This window comes from Flavobacterium sp. 245 (assembly GCF_004362055.1).
In the GTDB taxonomy this organism is placed as follows: Bacteria; Bacteroidota; Bacteroidia; order Flavobacteriales; family Flavobacteriaceae; genus Flavobacterium.
The window spans coordinates 19,018-37,881 of sequence record NZ_SNXB01000010.1 but is presented as its reverse complement, the minus strand read 5'-3'; the positions used below and the strand labels follow the sequence as shown (position 1 = coordinate 37,881).

Below are 18,864 nucleotides of genomic sequence, written 5' to 3'. Positions count from 1 at the left end.
AAAATTATTTAGAATTGGTTAGTTAATTAGTTTATTTAAGTGTTTTCCATAATTCGTATAATCCTCGAGGCACATGGAAACACCCTTTCCATTTACCGCCTTTTGCTTCTAGCAATGGCTTGCCTTCTCTGGTAAGATAGCCAAACCACTCCCCTTGAAACTCAGTGTCTCTAAAGTGATTCCAAGTATAATCGTGAAGTTTTAAAAACCATTCTTTTGATTTTTCGTTTCCAGTCAATTTATAAGCTTTGGCAAAAGAAATCATTGTTTCAATATGTACCCACCAAAGCTTTTGGTTCCATTGTAATTCCTGAGTTGGATGTCCCTGAATGTCTAGAAAATAGTAAATACCCCCGAATTCTTTATCCCATCCAAACTCTGTTGTACGAGTTAGTATTTCTTCGCATTGTTTAATTAAATCCTGTTTGTTGTAACGAACAGCAATATCCATTAAAAACCACATGGACTCATTTCCGTGACCAGGATTTACAACTCTTCCTTCAAAACTGTCGCTAAATTCTCCTGTTGTATAAACATTTTCCATAATAATACCATGCTCCTTGTTCAAAAAGTTTGTCATGATATCCTCAATTAATGGCGGTACCATTTGATCTACAACTTCTTTACCAATTACTTCTTCAAGCAGTAATGAAAGATTACATAAAATCATAGGAAGTGAGAAGCTTTTTAATTCTCTAGTACCTTCATGAATTTTATTCCATTTGCCTTTAGGATTATTTTGTCTCGCCAAAATATTATTGTAAGTAGTAACGGCAATTTCCTTGTGTTCTGGATTCTTAGTTGCTTTATACAATTCGCCAAAAGCCATTGCAGCAAAACAATCTGAAAAAATATTGTACGGCTCAACAAGGGCTTCTCCTTTTTGGTTCAAAGAAAAATACCAGTTTCCTTCTTTATCACGTCCATTTTTTATAAGAAAATCGGCACCATGAAGCGACGTATCCAGCCATTCCTGCTTTTTTTCGACATTGTTGTAAAGCATTGCATAAGTCCAGACTTGTCTCCCCTGAAGCCAGATAAATTTATCTGTATCATAAACTTTTCCTTGTCGATCTAAACAAGTAAAATAACCACCAAATTCACTGTCAATAGAGTTTTTATCCCAAAATGGAATAATTTGTTCTAATAATTCTTTCTGGTAAAGCGTAGCGTATGCTGTCAAATCAACATCCTGAAGATGCTCTAGATTTTCTATATTTTTTGTTTTTAACATTAATCGTCGTTATTTAAGTTTAAGTTTATATGTTGTTAAATGTATTTTTTAAGAATAGAAGCCCATCGCAGATATCCATTTCCCAAAAGGTGCAAACCATCATTTGTATATTCTTTGCTTAACTTTCCCTGATCATCTAAAAACTCAGGGAAAATATTCAGAAAGAATACTTTGTTTTGTTTAGCCAAATTATCCAAATCTAAATTCACTTCTTTTACCACATTCATTTTTCCCTGATGATTTTTGAACGTACTGAACTCGTCATTAGTAGGCAAAATGCTTTGAATATAGATTAACGTTTTAGGACTATCACGTTTTATTTTTGATATTATTTTTTGATAATTGCTTAGTATTATTTCCTTATCCAGATTCAATGCTATATCATTTATTCCGATCAAGATGAAAATTTTCTTAGGCTGTCGTTTCACTATTTCATCCATTCGGTCTAAAACGCCTAATGTTATGTCGCCGGAAATTCCTCTGTTCCTAACATTCTGTCCTGAAAATATTTCATCCCAGTTGGCACAATTTGTAATACTATCGCCTAACAAAATGACTTCATTTTTGCCAGTAGGCATTGATTCAAAGAAAGAGCGTCTTTGATCATAAAAATAATTATGAAAATTTTGCTTTACTTCCTGAGCAAATACACCGCAGAAAAGAGTCGAAAAATAAATGGTAATTAACTTTAACATGCTGAAAATCTAATTTTTACTTTTTATTTATTGTTACCTGAAAAATCAATCTCTTTTGAAAATGGATTTAAACTTTCATTGATAAGAATTGCCAGCTCTTTCTTTGTAATTAATTTAGTTGAATACTTTTCTTTGTTTTTGAAATTTCCTCCAGCCTTTGTTAAAATCTCAACTGCTTTTGCTTCCGTCAGTTTCTCTTGATTTTTAACAATCTTGTTTTTTTTATCAAATTGATTTAATCCTTCTGTAAATTCCTGAATGCTGATTGTTGCATCTGGATAAAACCAGGTTCTGTTTGCCCATTGATAGCTTTCACCTTTAGTTTTTAAAATTCCGGTAGCCGAAATTTTTTGTATTGTTTCAAAAGCAGGATCAGTTGGTTTTACATCAAAAATTGGCATGATATACGCTTTTTGATCTAATAAAGATTGTTGCACGCTTCTAACCGAAACATTGCGAACTTCCTGATTTTTATTTGCTGCAAGAGCTGCAAGAGTTCCTGCCGCTTGACCAGTTAAAAGTACAACTGGCTGTAAACGAGTTGCACCATTAATAAGATTTGAAACTGAAATCGCTTTATCTGAAACAATAAAACCATCAACTTTTTCAGGAATCAATGATCCTAAAGGAATATTATAAGACGGCACAGGAGGGAAACCTACATGTGGGGCATCTGGATTTTGGTTATGATGATGATCTACTGGATAATCGCCAACAGAAATTCCGGTTTTATATAAAGCTTCTTTTTGATTGTAAGGCTCTGCAACATGATTATAACTTAAAAAAGAAACTCCTTTTAATCTTCGGCCTTCTCTATGGTATGGTGCATAAGCTAATAAATCTGATGTGTTAAATTCGTCGTCAGCCAAGCCTAAATTTTTATAACCCAAATCTTTCTGAATGTAATAAACAAACTGCAAAGTGTAATTTCTTGCTTTTAACAATTCTTTATTTCTATCTTCTCTAGACATTTCAATAACATTCAAGTAAACGTCATTCCCTTTTTTAGGCCAGTTGATCATGTATTTATTGTTAGGCAACTTTCCGTAGCTCAACATTTTATCGCAATCAATTTGCTTATTGTCAACTGTTTCAGTACATGAACCTGCAAAATGATTTGCATCATAGTTTTCTGGTTTAGCTATTGTCTTATCAGTACCAACTCCGTAGTCTTTTAATATCGCAACCCATGTCAAATCCTGGACAATATTATTCGCTTTCAAAGGAGCATTTACTTCTTTAGTTTCCGTCTTCGAATCCATACCTAGTCTGTAAGCTGCTCCGGCAATTTTCAGGCTATCGCCAATATCAGTTGCATCAATAGTAACTTTTGCAGTAACCTCTAATACATCATTCTTATCATTTTTGAAAGTAGCGCCAATAACTTTATTTCCGGATTTTTTAATCGTTACAACATAAAAACCATGAATAATTTCTAATTTCTTTTCCTTTGAAGCCATTTTATTAAAAATCATATTTCCAACAGAAGGCTCAAACAAAGTATTGCTTACCCAGCCTGTTTCTAAAGCGGCTGCGCCTCCATAATGCGTTCTTAAAGCATCTCTAAACTCATACCAGATTCCCGAATCAAGATTATGATTTCCGTCGCAGGCACCTACACCTTGAGAGGTGAACATACCACCAATCCAAGGAGACTCTTCTACAATAAGCGTTTGTGCTCCTAATCTGGCAGACGAAATACCTGCAGAAGTTCCGCTAGTGGTTCCTCCTATTACTAAAACGTCAATATTTTTTTTAGTTACATTTTGCGAATGCGCTACAAAAAACACAAGAAATGCAAGAATATTTATTTTCATACTGTTTAATTAATTATCGTAATTATGGCTATAGTTAAGTTCTCCAAAAACATTTTATTTTTGAAAAAAACATGGTTACTGAAATTGCTAAAAGGGTAAATAAAATACCTCTCATTAAGCCTGTAAAGGCATTTTGATTAAAAATATCGAAGTAATCTGTGACCGAAAGCAAGGTTAAAACTGGTGTCGTAAACAATGATGTTGTTGCATATGCCAACATCGGATTCTGGCCCGTCATTACTAAAATTTTTGTTGCTTTTATATATTTAAAATAATCGCACAAAACGGAAAAGAAGATTATTCCAAAGAAAGCCAATCCTGAAGTCACAAAATAGTAACTATATGTCGAATCATCTTTACGGATACCGCCCTGAAAAGCTTCTAAAAACAAGCCCAGCAATAAACAATACGCTCCAACTGAAAAAAGTTTTTTCCAAAGAATACCAAAACTGGTTTCATCATTTTTTATGACAAAATGAATCACGAGCAGCAACGCGACAGTACTAACAAAATTCAGTTCTAATTGACGGGTAAAAAGCAAATAGACATTACTAATTATTAAAGCTAAAGAACTAAATGCTAATAAATAAGGCTGTTTTTTCACATCATTTGAATCATCATCGGTATCCGAATTAATCCATTGATTGATATATTCTCCTGCTAAGCTTCCTAGTATTACGATAAAGAGGTATTTTAAATAATAAAATTTATATGCCCAAGGAATTGGTGTGTAATCATATAAATCTTTTACCCATCCAGCATTTGTGGAAGAAAGAAATATAGCCATTATGAAAGGCAATACCAATAATCTTTGGTAAGGCTTTTTAAAAGTAAAAATGTAAATAACACTTGCAAAAAAAGCCATATTGGCCAAAACAATGATGATGATATCACTAAAATAAATATCAAACGAACTGCTGTTTTTTCCTTGATAACTTAGATTGTACATTAATGCAAAAGCAAGTAATTTAATAGGTGAAATTTTTATCGACTTATAGGTGATTTTAGTGCTTTCTGGAACTATGTTATCTGCAAACATAAAAAACATCAATGCAAAACCACTTATCGAAATCAGACAGGAAGCAATTGTCACCGGACTGCTGATTACAGATGTTTTCATATGCTGAAAAAAGAGGGCAAAAAAGACCAATTGTGCAGCTCTTAAAAAAGATTGACCGCATAATTTCCATTTATTTTCGCCATTTGCTAATTTGTTCCCTAAAGAGAAAGGAAAAGAAGCTCCCATTGTAAATAAGAAAAATGGAAAAACTAAATCAACCCATGTAATTCCGTAGATCGATGGATCAAATGAAGAATTTGGCGGAACTTGCGCATGAGCCATCCAAGCTGGCAAATGAGTCAAAACTATTTGACCAGACAATATCATGGCTATAATGGCGAAACCGCGTAATGCATCAATTGATAAAGCTCTTTTTTTCATAATTAAAATGGGCAACAAATCATTTATAAATATTTTAAACGGTTTATGTTCTTGATTTACTTCTTGATGTATTCTTTTGTAAAATAATCGGGAAAAGCTTTCAGTCCTTCATAAAAAAAGAATGATTCTCCGTTGACACCTGCTTTACGATTAGCATCAATCATTTCTTTCAAAAACTCTGGTGAAGGATTAATACCGCTCACTTGAAGCAAAACTCCTGAGAAAAATTTCTTCTTTTGGTCACCTTTCAAAAACGAAACCTGAGCTTCTAATGTATTGGTATAACTTTCGATTGTTTTTCTGTAGATTTGAGGAATAACATAATCGCAATAACCTTTATCTAACCAAGTTGGCCAATCCTGCAAGTATTCTTCTTTTGCCCAAGGATGTATGCTTGGCGCCATACTTACAATCATTTTAGGTTTGATTGCTTTTACTTCCTTGTATAATTGACCTAAAAAAACCGTCAATTTATCAGCTCTCCAAGTAAGCCAAGCCGGGTCTTTATAATCATTTGGCGGAAGCTGTCCGTTATTTTCTTTTTTATATAATGCTATAGTATATGGATCATAACCGCCTAATGATGGCATTGCCGGCAAACGGTCATCTCCTTGTATGCCATCTACATTATATTTCTTAACCACTTCAAGAACTAGCGATTTTACAAAGTTTTGAACTTCTGGATCCATTGCGTTCATCCATTCAAAACCATTTTTTAAAACTAAATTTCCATGATTATCAATTGCTTTCCAGTTTGGGAATTTTTTCAGAATCTCTCCTCCATTTTCTCCGTAAGAAGAAGCAAAACCAAATTCAAACCAAGCATGAACTCTAATATTTTCTTTATGGCCTGCATCAATCATTTCCTGCAAAGGATCTCTTTGTCCAAAACGCTCCATTATAGAAACTCCAAATAAATCCTTCATAATTTTACTTGGATATAAAGTTCTGCCACGATTCCAGACTACCACATAAATATCTGTAATACCTGATTTTTTGCAGATTTGAACTGTTTCTTTAATCTTGTCATTTGAAGTAAGAGCATCCGAAGCTACATTAGTAACCCAAACTCCTTTTATATAGGAAGAAGAATCTATTTTATTTTTAACAGTTTTTTGTGCGCTGCATGATAAAACAGAAATTACAACGATTGAAATTGTTAATAGTTTGGTAATCTTGATCATTTGTTTTTACTTTATAAAAACAAATATATAAAATTTTAGTAATTACAAGTTAATTATTAAATATTTTTATTAATTAAATTATAATTAATAAAAAATAACATTTAAAAAGGGTTCTATAGCAGGAAAATAAGTATTAAATCTGAGCACACGAAATTATCTTTGCCTAGAATTTAAGGCAAAGATTAAAGTGTTTGATCTGAATAAGAGTAAATTATATTATTGCTTAAATAATGGAGAGAGCATTTTTTCTTTAACAATACAACAAGCTCCAATAACACCCACGCGATGTCCTAAAGTTGATTTTTTAAGCTTCATATCTCTATTAACCAAGCCAAGAGAATGTTTTTTTAATGCAGATTGAATTGGCAGAAGCGCATATTCTCCTAATTGAGAAAAATCACCGCCAATTACTAATAAATCAGGATTGAAGATATTAAGTAAAATAGACAGGTATCGGCCCATTTTTTCACTTTGTTTTGTTACTAATTCCACACATAAACCATCCTCAAGGTTTACTGCCCCTGCGATAATGTCTAAATGCTGTAAATCAGAATTCTCACTAAGAACAACTTTAGATTGTTTACCTTGCTCTAACGCCGCTTTAAATTGATTCACCAAAGACCAGCCAGAAATTTCGGTTTCTAGACAACCTAATTTACCGCATTGACACATGATTTCGTTGTCAAAAATAGTACTATGACCAAACTCACCCGAATAACCAGACTTGCCATAATACAATTTACCATCTGTAATCATTCCTATCGCAACACCCCAGCTGTAATTTAAAAATATAATGTTTTGTTCATCATCTACAACTCCTTCACAATATTCTCCAAAAGCCATTGCTCTCGAGTCGTTTTCTAAATGAACAGGAAGATTTAATTGCTCTGAAATAATCTCTGTTAAAGGCCTGTTTTCACTAAAGAAATAGTTATAACTAAAACCTTCCATAGAGTTAATGCGGCCCGAAAAGTTAATACAGATACCCACAATCAATTCTTTTTCAACAGAACTTTCTTCAATATAATTATTGATTAGATTGCAAAATTCCAAAAGAGATTCCTGAGAGTTTTTTAAAGCAAAAGGAATTCTCAGATCAATACTTATAAATTCATTTTTTATATTTTGCAGACCAATAGACATATTAGTTCGGCTAACCTCAACTCCTAAAAAGAAAGCACAAGTAGGATTAATACTGTACAGCGACGGTCGTCGGCCACCGCTATTGCTGATTTTTCCCATATCAACAACATTTCCTTCTACTAGTAATTCATTAACAGCTTTAGTAATAGTAGGGACACTAGATTGCAATTCTGAACTAATCTCAGCAATTGTTGCATTGCCTGCAGAAAGCAAATGTTTAACAATAGATTGTCTTAACATATGCCATTTTTGTCCCGAAAGAGTATTGTCTTTACTGTTACCTAATAAATCTTTTAAATTCATCTTTTATCTTTTAATAAATCTATACACAAACTTAATCTAATTTTTTAAATAGTTTTCTACATTTTAGTATTTAATAAAAAAAGATTTACAAAATACTTTAGTTATTAAAAAAAATTAATATGAAAAGCTTTAATAATAAAATTTATACTATTTTTAAACAATTAAAAACCACAGTATTAACCAAAATCTATTTTATTAACTATGCAAACAAAAAAAATCTTGTTATCAGGCTTATTTTCTCTATTACTGTTCTCTTGTTCAAATGAAGAAGCGTCAGTAGCAACCAATAGTGCCGCAACCAGTAAAACCACTGCTAAAATGCAGGCTCAAAATTTGGCCCTCACAGCAACAGATTGGACTTCTGGGAGTCTTTCTACAGCAATCGTTCCTGTTAATAATCTAAAACATCTTGAAGGAGATTTATCAGGAACTCCAATTTGGAAAAGTAATAATCCCGAAGTCATTAAAGGAAATGGATGGCTCATGCAGAATGCGAGAACGGACTCCACAAGAGGCGGATCTTCAAATCCTTTATCTGGTACTTTTGGAATTTATCTGTTTCATATAAATAAATCTAATGCTACAAAATATTTGCATGTATTAATATCAAATCCACAGAGTACTGCTGTTACAGTGAGTGGAAAGGGTTCTATCTATACCAATAATGAAAAACCTTTAAACGGCATTGGCACTGGACAAAGTTATTTTGTTTCAAAAGACCGACTGCTTAATACACCGAGAACTACTTTTAATAATGTGTCGATAAATTCATTTAAAGTTTACGAAGTCTATAAAACACAATTATTAGACGGCAATATGGTTGATGGATCATATGAAGTAACGGCTTCTCAAGGTGTTTATGTTTACACCGTTGTCACTTCGAGCGGGTCACTTACAGATGCTGTAAATGCAACTCAGACACCCGCTTCAGGAGACATTTATACTGAAAGCACGAATGCTTACGGCAGAGAAGCTGGAATATATAGTGCATCTGGCTGGATGGGATCGACGCCTATTACTTTACCTACAGGTCCAGCTTATATGGGATTATGCCTGAATACAAGTTCGAAGTTTGCAACAAACGGAATTTATCTTCAAAATCAAAATGCACCCTATTTATATAAATTAAATGGCGCTTCGCAAAATACTTATGGAAATTACGGTCATAAATATTCCATTACTTTACAGCTTACTAACCCTAACAGCAGTGCAAAAACGGTATCATTGTCATTTGCGTCAAATTTTACATCGACAACCAATTCTCCATCATTTACTTATAACGGACCGATTTATTTAAACGGAACTTTAAAAAACATTTATACTACTCCTACGCAACCTAAGCAAACGCTATCAACATGGAATATTCCAGCAAATTCTAATTTTAATGCTACAATTAGTTTTTATGTTCCTGGACTAATTACTACAGGGCAACAATTAATTTTAGAACAGTCGAATTAATAATACATCTACCTATTTTAATTAAACACTTGTAATTTTTTACAGGTGTTTTTTTTATATGGCTCTCATCTTCTTCTTTATTAACCTCAACAATCAAGCAATAAAAGCCAACTATAATTAGTATTCAAAAAAACAGCACTACCCTGACTTACAATTATGTAAGCTATACTTCTAATCTTATAATTAAAAAAATATTTCTAAAGTTAACTTTGAGTGATAGATAAAATTACACGTTATGTCACTATCTAAATACAACCAAAAAAGAGATTTTAAACAAACCCGTGAACCTAAAGGAAAAATTGAAAAATCGGTGAGCGAGTTAATTTTTGTTGTTCAAAAACATGCTGCATCACATTTGCATTATGATTTTAGATTAGAAATGAATGGAGTCCTTAAAAGTTGGGCGGTTCCAAAAGGCCCGTCAATGGATCCTGAAATAAAGCGTCTTGCCATGATGGTCGAAGATCATCCTTATAGTTATAAAGATTTTGAAGGAACAATTCCGACCGGAAACTATGGTGCTGGAAATGTAATTGTTTGGGATAACGGAACCTATGCCTCTGATGAAAAAGCAACTAATGATGAAAAACAATTACTTGCCGATCTTAAAAAAGGACGTTTGAGCTTTATTCTAAAAGGGAAAAAACTTAAAGGCGAATTTTCATTGGTAAAGCTCCACGGAAAACAGGAAAATGCTTGGCTATTGATTAAAAAACAAGATAAATACGCAACCGACCTAGATATTTTAGAGAAAAATAAATCTGTTCTTTCTAAAAGAAGTCTCGAAGAATTAGAATCAAATTCAGAAAAAATAATTTCGAAAACAGCCGATGAAAAATCAGCAAGAAAAAAGACCAATACAATTCTTAAAGCTGCATTTATAAAACCAATGCTTGCCAGTACTGTCGAAAAACCTTTTGATGATGAAGAATGGGTTTTCGAAAATAAATACGATGGTTATCGCACAATTGCGGTAATTAATCCTCCTAAAGTGGAATTATTTAGCCGCAATCAAATTTCTTTTAACAACAGTTTTAAAGCCATTGCAGACGAATTGAAAAAAATAGATCATACCGTTGTTCTGGATGGTGAAGTTGTGGTTGAGAATGATGCTGGCCGTGCCGATTTTCAAATGCTTCAAAATTATCTCAAAACAGGAATTGGCAATTTAAAGTATTATGTTTTTGATTTATTAAATTTAGACGGTAATAATTTGACAGAATTGTCTCTATTAGAACGAAAAGAACTTCTTAAAATCTTATTCAATAAGTATTCTTTTTCAAATATTCAGTATTCGGAACACAGCATTGGAGATGGAAGTAAACAATTTGAAAACGCCAGAAAAAATAATAGCGAAGGAATTATTGCTAAAAAAGCAAACAGCTCTTATACAGTTGCAAACAGAAGCAATAATTGGCTTAAAATTAAATTTTCTAATGAGGAAGAAGCAATTATTATTGGAATTACCGAACCTAAAAATTCTAGAAAGCATTTCGGCGCCATTCTTCTTGGTCAATATCAAGATGACGAATTGAAATATATTGGTAAATGCGGCACTGGATTTACAGAAGCTGTTTTAAAAGAACTTTACACCAAATTAGAACCTGATTTTATTGAAAAACCACCACTTAAGGAAAAAGTTTCGCTACGAGATAAAATTCAATGGGTTAAGCCAAAATTAATTTGTCAGGTAAAATACTCCGAATGGACTCAGGACAAGCATTTACGTCATCCTGTATATTTAGGATTACGAGTGGATAAAAAAGCAAACGAAGTACTTTTCAATGGTAATAAAAATGATAATCTAAATAAAATGGAAGATCTCAAAGTTCATAAAACCGAAAATGATTACGATTTAAAAATTGGCAAAACGACACTGCATTTAACGAATCAGAATAAAATTTATTTTCCAAAAGATGGAATTACAAAAGGCGATGTAATTCAATATTATGATGAAGTTTCTTCGTTGATTCTTCCTTATTTAAAAGATCGTCCAGAATCGATGAATCGTTTTCCTAACGGAATTGATTCTCCAAGTTTTTATCAAAAAGATATTGATGCTGATAAAACTCCGAAATGGCTTAAAACACAAAAAATATTCTCAGAATCAAATGATTCCGATGTCAATTATTTGATTTGCAACAATAAAGAAACATTGCTTTATATGGCAAATTTAGGATGTATTGAGATCAATCCGTGGAATTCGACTATTAAGCAAATTGAAAATCCAGATTGGCTGGTGATTGATTTAGATCCTGCTAAAGAAAATGATTTTCCTATAGTGGTAGAAACAGCTTTAGTAGTGAAAGAAGTTTTAGACGAATTAGAAACAGAATGCCTCTGCAAAACTTCAGGCGCTTCTGGACTACATATATATATTCCGCTTGGAGCTAAATACGATTATGATTCTATTAAAATTTTAGCTGAACTAATTGCTAAAGAAGTACAAGCAAGACTTCCTAAAACTACTTCGGTTGAACGAAGCATTAAAAAAAGAAACAACAAATTGTATATCGATTTTCTTCAAAATCGACGAGGGCAAACCCTTGCTGCGCCCTATTCCGTACGTCCAAAACCAGGAGCAACAGTTTCAACACCATTAGAATGGAGCGAAGTAAACGATAAATTACATCCTTCGCAGTTTACCATCAAAAATGTTCTGCAACGCTTTGAAAAAAAGGGAGATCTCTGGAAACCTGTACTTTCAAAAGGAGCCAATATCAAAAGCATTATCAAGAAACTGGAAGAAAAACAACAGGAAAATTAAACAAAAAAACTAAGAAGATTTTTTCTTCTTAGTCTCTAAACTTGCTTTTAACATCGACATTAAATCGTCATTTTGTTTGTGAACCACTTTCATTTCAGGAGAAGCTTTTTGAACTTTTCCTTTGGCTTTCTTTTTAATAATATCCAAAAGCTTGGCTGTATATTCGTCTTTAAAACCCGTGATATCGAATTTCTCTGTAAGCTGATCAATTAGCTTTTCGGCCATATCCATTTCTTTTGTAGCAGTTTTAGAAATTGGGGGCAGTTTTAATTCATCTGTAGCTCTTATTTCCTGTTCAAATCTGATTCGGTTTAAAACAATCACATTTTTATCCGGTTTTAAAATCGCGAGACTTTCTTTATTTCGTAAAACAAAACGCGTTACACCTACTTTGCCTGAACCTTCGAGCGCATCGCGAAGCAAACCGTAAGCATTCATTGCACCTTTATCAGGTTCCAAGTAATAGGGTTGTTCATAATAAATACTTGGAATTTCTTTTTCGAGAACAAAACTTTCAATATCGATTGTTTTGGTTTTGATTGCATCGGCTGCTTCAAAATCTGAATCGTCTAGAATGACATATTTATCATCGATTTTATACCCTTTTACGATATCAGCAAAATCAACTTCTTTGCCTGTATCTTCATTGACCCGCTTAAATTTAATATTGGCATTATCTTTTTTATCCAGCATATCCATATCGAGACTGCTCTCCTGAACCGCCGAAAACATTTTAATTGGAATATTTATCAATCCAAAACTCACTGAACCTGTCCATATCGCTCTCATAATTTTCTTGCTTAATATTGTTTCTAAAATTAAAGCACAATTACGATTTTTATCTTACAGCATCATTTCAATGTTTTATAAAATAACAATATGTTCTAACTTAAATTACGATCCAATTATTTCAATAAAAAAAACGAGTTAAAATAAATTAACTCGTTTTTGCTTTAGCTTCCTTAAAAATATGTGAAGCTATTTATTCTATTGCTTTATTTCTTAAACTTTAATTTAGGGGCAAAATAAAACATATTAAATTTTACTTTCATCATCAACAGCATCCTGCCATTTATCCCAAACTTTAGTTGCCTCGTTGTAGCCATCATAACCATAGTTTTGGCTTAATTGACCTTTGATGTTAGGTTCAATAGCAAGTCTGTACGGAATTGGCCAGTAATTATTACGCTTGTCCATAGTATAAAACTTTACACCTGGCTTAAGAGCAATACCATTTGGATATTTGTTGTAAAGCGTGTAATGAACAATACGCTGCCACCAATAACTTCCTCCAGTAGCATCCTTCCCAGATTGTTTATCCCAATTGGTTTTGCTGTACGTATTACCCCATTCATCTGGTTTTCCGCTCATTGCAAGACAGTGTGAAATACGTTTTAACTCGACATTTCTCCATTCTTCCATATAAAGTTCTCTTCCTCTTTCTGCACAAATATCACCAATAGTTACTGTTGAATACATTTGTGTTGCTTTTGCTCTTGTTCTTACCACATTCACATCCTGAGCCGCCCCAGTAGCATTACCTTGATAAAAACGAGCTTCAGCACGTAGTAGATAGGTTTCAGCTAAACGGTAGATGTACATATGTGCACTTGCTCCAGCAGTAGCTCCTTGAAAATCATTTGCTGCTGGATTAGCTTCAGCTACAACATCATGATAAAAGATTTTATAATGAGGGAAATCAAACCAATCACGAATTGAATCTTGCGCTAACAATTTACCTGCGGCATCTTTCATTCTGAAACTTTGTCCCGCCCATGCAGCACTTCCACCAGCTCCAGGAGCATATTTAAGATCTTCCATATTTACCCAGTTACCAACAGTACTGTTATGTCTAAGATCTTGTTTGTCTTCAATACCGTTTACAACCCACATAGGATGTTGTGAATAGTAAGAACCACTGATCGTACCAATACCACGCCCTATTGCTCTTTGATAATCGTATTTTGCATTGTAATTCGTTTTGTCCGTCAATGGAAAACGAGGCGCTGCTGTTTTACCATCAGGAGTAATCAAGTTAGCATCGTTCCAGTTAGGTCCAAAAATTCTCATCGAAGAAAATGCTAAAAATGACTGTGCTCCTCCGTTTGGTGCAACTAATATAGCTTCAGTATTAGCAGAAATTACTTTGTTCTCAGGTCTGTGCAAATCCCAAATCACATTTCTAGTAATTGGCCATGCCGTAGGATTTCCTCCCGGATCAAAAATCCCTAAAGTATTTTGTACTAAAGAGTATCCTGATTGATTAATAAGAATATTTGCTTGCGCTTCAGCTTCTGCGAATTTGCCAGATGCTAAATAACATTTAATTAATAACTGACGGCAAGCACCTTTGCTAACCATACCTATATATCCAATTTTTGCCTGCTCTGGTACCCATTGTACAGCTTTTTCCATATCTGCTGTAATCATTTCGATGATGGCTTCTTTTTTAGTAGAATAATAACTCTGCTTTGGCACCTCCAAAATTTTAGTAATCAATGGAATGTCGCCAAATTGATACACTAGATTAAGATAACGGTATGATCTATGAAAATAAGCTTGTCCGATATATTTATTTTTCACCTCTTCAGATAAACTTTTCACATTACCAATATAGCTTAATACAGTATTAGCATTTTTGATACCGGTATATGCTTCAGTCCAAAGAAAACCTAGATAAAGCGATTCTCCACTTGGATCTCTTCTAAAATCTCCAGTCGGAACGATAGTAGCAGCATAATCAGCAATATTACTTCCTGTATCTGTTTTTCCATATTGCGCCATGTCAGAGAAAAGATACTCTGTACCGATTGGCACACTAACACCAGAATAACCATAGTGAATGTAATTATTACGCAACTGTTTATCGCACAATGCTAAAGTTGCCTGCAAGCCAGCTTCGGTAGAAAATGTCGTTTCAGGTTCGTAAAACGAAAGCGGGTCAGATTCGAGAAAATCTTTTGAACAAGAACTAGCCAACACTGCCAATACTGCAAAAGGCACTAGTCTTGTAATTTTATTTTTTATATATTTTTTCATTGTTGAATAATTTTTAAAGTTGGAAATTAAAACCTAAATTAAATTGTCTTGTAGCCAATCCTCCTGTTTCTGGATCTCCAAAATATTTCCATTCTTTAGAAGCCGCCCATGTTGCTACGTTTTGAACTGAAGCATAAATTTTTATGTTTTTAATATGAGCGCGATCTAAAAGATCTCTAGGAAGCGTATATGCTAACGAAATGTTGTCTAAACGAATAAAACTGCGATCATACAATCTTCCTGGTGCAACTGGAGTTCCAGCAGGCCCTTTAGCATCAAGACGTGCCCAGTCATTAGTTGGATTGTCAAGTGTCCAATACGGATTCACATATGGATTGAAATTGAATTTATACAAACTGGCATCGTTGAAAGTGTTCATATAAATTGAACTAAGTGATTTGCCTCCCACATTTGAATACATGCTAATACCCAAGTCCCAATTTTTATAAATCTTAAAGTCATTACGCAACGACCATTGTACCGGAGGATTTGAATTCCCTATAAACTGCTTGTCTTTTTCGTTATAAACTGCTTTTTTATAAGCAGCACCATTTGCATCTACCGCATCTACATCATCTGCTGTATAGCTATTTTGAACTTTTGGATCTCCAGGACGTTGCCCGAATTTTTGAGCTTCTTTCCACTCATCCTTTTGCCAAATTCCTGTTACTTTATAATCCCAGATTTGAGAAATCGGTCTGCCTATAAACCATCCATTAGCTGAATCATCACCCTCTTTTTTTCCAATAACATTACCACTCGCATCTTTAATATCTACCATATTTCCATATAACGACACAATTTTATTTTCGTTATACGATATTCCAAATGTAGTACGCCATTCAAAGTTTGGTTTTTTCATATTAAGACTGTTAATACTCAATTCAAAACCTTGATTTTGAACCTCTCCAAGATTGGTTGCAATTGATGAAAATCCAGTGAAACCAGGCAATGATTGACTCATAATCATATCATGAGTAGATGCCTTGTAAAAATCTATAGTAGCAGTAATACGATCATTTAAAAAACCTAAATCAAGACCAATATTTGTTGATGTAGTTTTTTCCCATTCTAAATTTGGATTTGCCATACGGTCAAGTGCTAAATATTTCATCTCAAGCGCTTTTCCTGAAGGATCTAAATATCCCATCGTTCCAGTATTTACTAGGTTTGCTAGAGAAATGTATGGATCTGCAAGCGATCTGTTTCCATTTCTACCCCAAGACAAACGTAATTTACCTGTGCTCATCGCGTCCCAATTAAACCAGCTTTCATTTTTAAAGGTCCATGCCACACCAAAAGAAGGGAAAACTGCATAAGGATTTGAAGCTCCAAATGCCGAATATCCATCACGACGTACAGTTGCTGTCAACATGTAACGATTATCATACGAGTAGAAAAGTCTTCCCATCAAACCATCTGCAGTTTCATGCGAGTCGTATGATCTAATCGCACTATTCGCCATTGTTGCAGTATTTACAAGGTGAAATCCTAATGCATCTGAAGGCTGAATATTATAGGCATCCATTCCATCAGACCAATAACGACGTTCTTCAGCTTCTTGAACAAAAGTAGCAACGATGTGATGTTTTTCAGCAATTGTATAATCCCATGCTAATGTATTATTCAAGTTATATTCAAATCTTGTAGCATTATTTCTATTTGCTCCAGTAGTAGCTGCAGGCCAGTTTGGATTCTGCGTTGACCTGAAATAACGATCGTGATAAAATTGATAACGAGGAGAAATATTAAATGAATACGTGATCCCCAAAGGCAATGTTACTTTTGTATTGAAAATAGCATTCAATGTTGTAAATCCTGTCTCTTTCTCAATATATTGACGCTCGTAGTAATAGTTATAATTCTGTCCTGAAACATTTTTTCCCATTGGCTGTCTCTCATAATTGCCATTTGCATCTATAAAAGTTCCAAACGGGCTGGTTCTCATCATATTATTATCTCCAGCATTTGTACCTAAAGAAGGCGTAACATCTCCATCAGATCGATCTTGGAAATTAATGTTTGCTCCAAAGTCAAGCCAATCTGTAATCTTAGCATCAACTTTCATATTAGAACGAGCTGATTTATAATCATTTCCAACAATAGCTCCTTCTGAAGTCAAATAACCAAAAGACATGTAGTAGTTTACCTTGTCGCCTGCTCCAGAAATACTTAAATTATTGTCATGATTAATACCTGTTCTAAAAGAACTGTCACTCCAATCATGCGTTTTATCAGCTAGGAAATTTGCCATCAGTGAAGGATCAAAATTCAATCCCAAACGTGCTCCCCACACTTCTTTAGAACTTTTTCCTACTGTTTGAGTAGCTGGTTGATAAGCTAACCATTGCGCTTCAGTAATTCCCCATTTGCCTAAATCATTAGGATTTGAAAAATACCCAGGCTTTCCAGGAGCAACTGTTCCTGCTATCCATGCTTCATATTGTTGCGTGGCTGTGTTAACACCATAAGTTTGAGCAGTTTCCCAATCTTCACGATATTTTAAGTATCCCTGTGGAGAATACACACCACGATAAGCACTCTTGTTGCTAATTGTTGTGTTTGTAGTAAAACTAACGATAGGCTTACCAGCTTTACCTTTTTTGGTTGAAATAAGAATAACCCCTGCTGCCGCTTTTGCTCCATATACAGATGCTGCCGACGCATCTTTTAAAATATCAAGTTGCTGAATATCATCAGGATTGATTTCTGAAAGTTCACCATAAAACTGCATTCCATCTAAAATAATAAGCGGTGAATTATGACCTCCTCCAGTATATACAGAAGTCTGCCCACGAACTTGGATGCTTCCTCCTCCTTTTGCAGAAGGGTCGTAACCTACTCTTACACCTGGAGTACCTCTTAATACATCCTGAACTGTTTGTGGATTTTGATTCGCAAGCTTATCAGGAGTTACCTGAACGATTGCACCCGTTAAATCCTTTTTCTTCATTTTACCGTAACCTACGACAACAACTTCATCTAATGAAGTAGTAGCTTTTTGTAGTTTAACATTGATTGAAGCTTCACCCTTCACTGAAACTTCCATTGTTTTGTAACCTAGAAAAGTGATTACCAAAACGGCATTATCATTATCTACTTTTAAAGTAAATTTTCCGTCAAAATCTGTTAAGGTGGCATTCTTGCTTCCTTTTTCTAAAACAGTTACACCCGGCAGTGGCATACCATTTTCATCATTAACTTGTCCTTTAATGTTTTTTTGAAAGTTTGCATTTTGATGATCTTTTACACTTTTTGCACTAATAGCGTATCCATCAATCTGAGTTAAAGAAAGCAATGCACAGAGCATTATCATTTTCTTTTTCAAACTAAATACCGATACACAATCAGGACCATTTTTAATCCTAATAAAATTTGTCATTTTTGGTTCTACGTTTTGGTTAATTAATTAGTTAGTGTGAATCACTGCGACTAAGGTGGAATCGATTAGTGATCTGTTGTGCAAAATTGGATAATAATGGTTCTGATGAGGGGTAATAAAATACATTTTTGGGGATACTATAGTCTTGCGAAGACATTTCAGTCCTTTTTTTACCGTAAAAAAATGGCATCAATAAAAAAAAGCAGAAAAAATTACAGAATATTCAAACAAAATAAAAGCAACGCAAAAAAGGGTTCAAAATCAGGCTTCTTTTCAAAAAGAAAATGAATTACTTCACGAGTGGATTCTGTTTAAAATATAAATCATGAAAAGTGGCAGAAATAGCACCCTTAAAACAACAACACTGTGTAACTATCACACTTATAATTAAGGCTATGTAG

General features: G+C 33.8%; 11 protein-coding genes. 2 read left to right on the top strand and 9 right to left on the bottom strand.

Annotated features, from left to right (window positions below; all coding sequences use genetic code 11):
• Positions 1 to 31 precede the first annotated feature (31 nt).
• The 6 genes from EV145_RS17540 to EV145_RS17515 form a co-directional block, all read right to left on the bottom strand.
• Entirely contained in the window at positions 32 to 1,234 is a 1,203-nt protein-coding gene (locus EV145_RS17540) for an AGE family epimerase/isomerase (protein ID WP_133526492.1), read from the bottom strand.
• 35 nt (positions 1,235 to 1,269) lie between these two features.
• Complete coding sequence (locus EV145_RS17535) at positions 1,270 to 1,929, bottom strand: GDSL-type esterase/lipase family protein (RefSeq protein WP_133526491.1); 660 nt, start codon at positions 1,927 to 1,929, stop codon at positions 1,270 to 1,272.
• A gap of 23 nt (positions 1,930 to 1,952) precedes the next feature.
• On the bottom strand, positions 1,953 to 3,746 hold the full coding sequence (locus EV145_RS17530; protein ID WP_133526490.1) for an FAD-dependent oxidoreductase: 1,794 nt from the start codon (positions 3,744 to 3,746) through the stop codon (positions 1,953 to 1,955).
• 34 nt (positions 3,747 to 3,780) lie between these two features.
• Positions 3,781 to 5,187: a DUF5009 domain-containing protein gene (locus EV145_RS17525; protein WP_133526489.1), complete on the bottom strand. Its 1,407-nt coding sequence runs from the start codon at positions 5,185 to 5,187 to the stop codon at positions 3,781 to 3,783.
• A gap of 56 nt (positions 5,188 to 5,243) precedes the next feature.
• Positions 5,244 to 6,371 (bottom strand): glycoside hydrolase family 10 protein, encoded by a 1,128-nt coding sequence (locus tag EV145_RS17520; RefSeq protein ID WP_133526488.1) that lies wholly within the window; start codon positions 6,369 to 6,371, stop codon positions 5,244 to 5,246.
• A 216-nt stretch (positions 6,372 to 6,587) separates the two neighbouring features.
• On the bottom strand, positions 6,588 to 7,817 hold the full coding sequence (locus tag EV145_RS17515; RefSeq protein WP_133526487.1) for an ROK family protein: 1,230 nt from the start codon (positions 7,815 to 7,817) through the stop codon (positions 6,588 to 6,590).
• A gap of 201 nt (positions 7,818 to 8,018) precedes the next feature.
• On the opposite strand from EV145_RS17515, the gene EV145_RS17510 reads away from it, so the two are divergent.
• Positions 8,019 to 9,275: a DUF3370 family protein gene (locus EV145_RS17510; protein ID WP_133526486.1), complete on the top strand. Its 1,257-nt coding sequence runs from the start codon at positions 8,019 to 8,021 to the stop codon at positions 9,273 to 9,275.
• A gap of 235 nt (positions 9,276 to 9,510) precedes the next feature.
• Positions 9,511 to 12,042, top strand: a complete 2,532-nt coding sequence (ligD, locus tag EV145_RS17505) for a DNA ligase D (RefSeq protein WP_133526485.1) — start codon at positions 9,511 to 9,513, stop codon at positions 12,040 to 12,042.
• 9 nt (positions 12,043 to 12,051) lie between these two features.
• On the opposite strand, the gene EV145_RS17500 is transcribed toward ligD, so the two are convergent.
• The 3 genes from EV145_RS17500 to EV145_RS17490 form a co-directional block, all read right to left on the bottom strand.
• Positions 12,052 to 12,831: a Ku protein gene (locus EV145_RS17500; protein ID WP_133526484.1), complete on the bottom strand. Its 780-nt coding sequence runs from the start codon at positions 12,829 to 12,831 to the stop codon at positions 12,052 to 12,054.
• Between the two features lie 246 nt (positions 12,832 to 13,077).
• Positions 13,078 to 15,081 (bottom strand): RagB/SusD family nutrient uptake outer membrane protein, encoded by a 2,004-nt coding sequence (locus EV145_RS17495; RefSeq protein WP_133526483.1) that lies wholly within the window; start codon positions 15,079 to 15,081, stop codon positions 13,078 to 13,080.
• Between the two features lie 13 nt (positions 15,082 to 15,094).
• On the bottom strand, positions 15,095 to 18,463 hold the full coding sequence (locus EV145_RS17490; protein WP_133526482.1) for a SusC/RagA family TonB-linked outer membrane protein: 3,369 nt from the start codon (positions 18,461 to 18,463) through the stop codon (positions 15,095 to 15,097).
• Positions 18,464 to 18,864 lie beyond the last annotated feature (401 nt).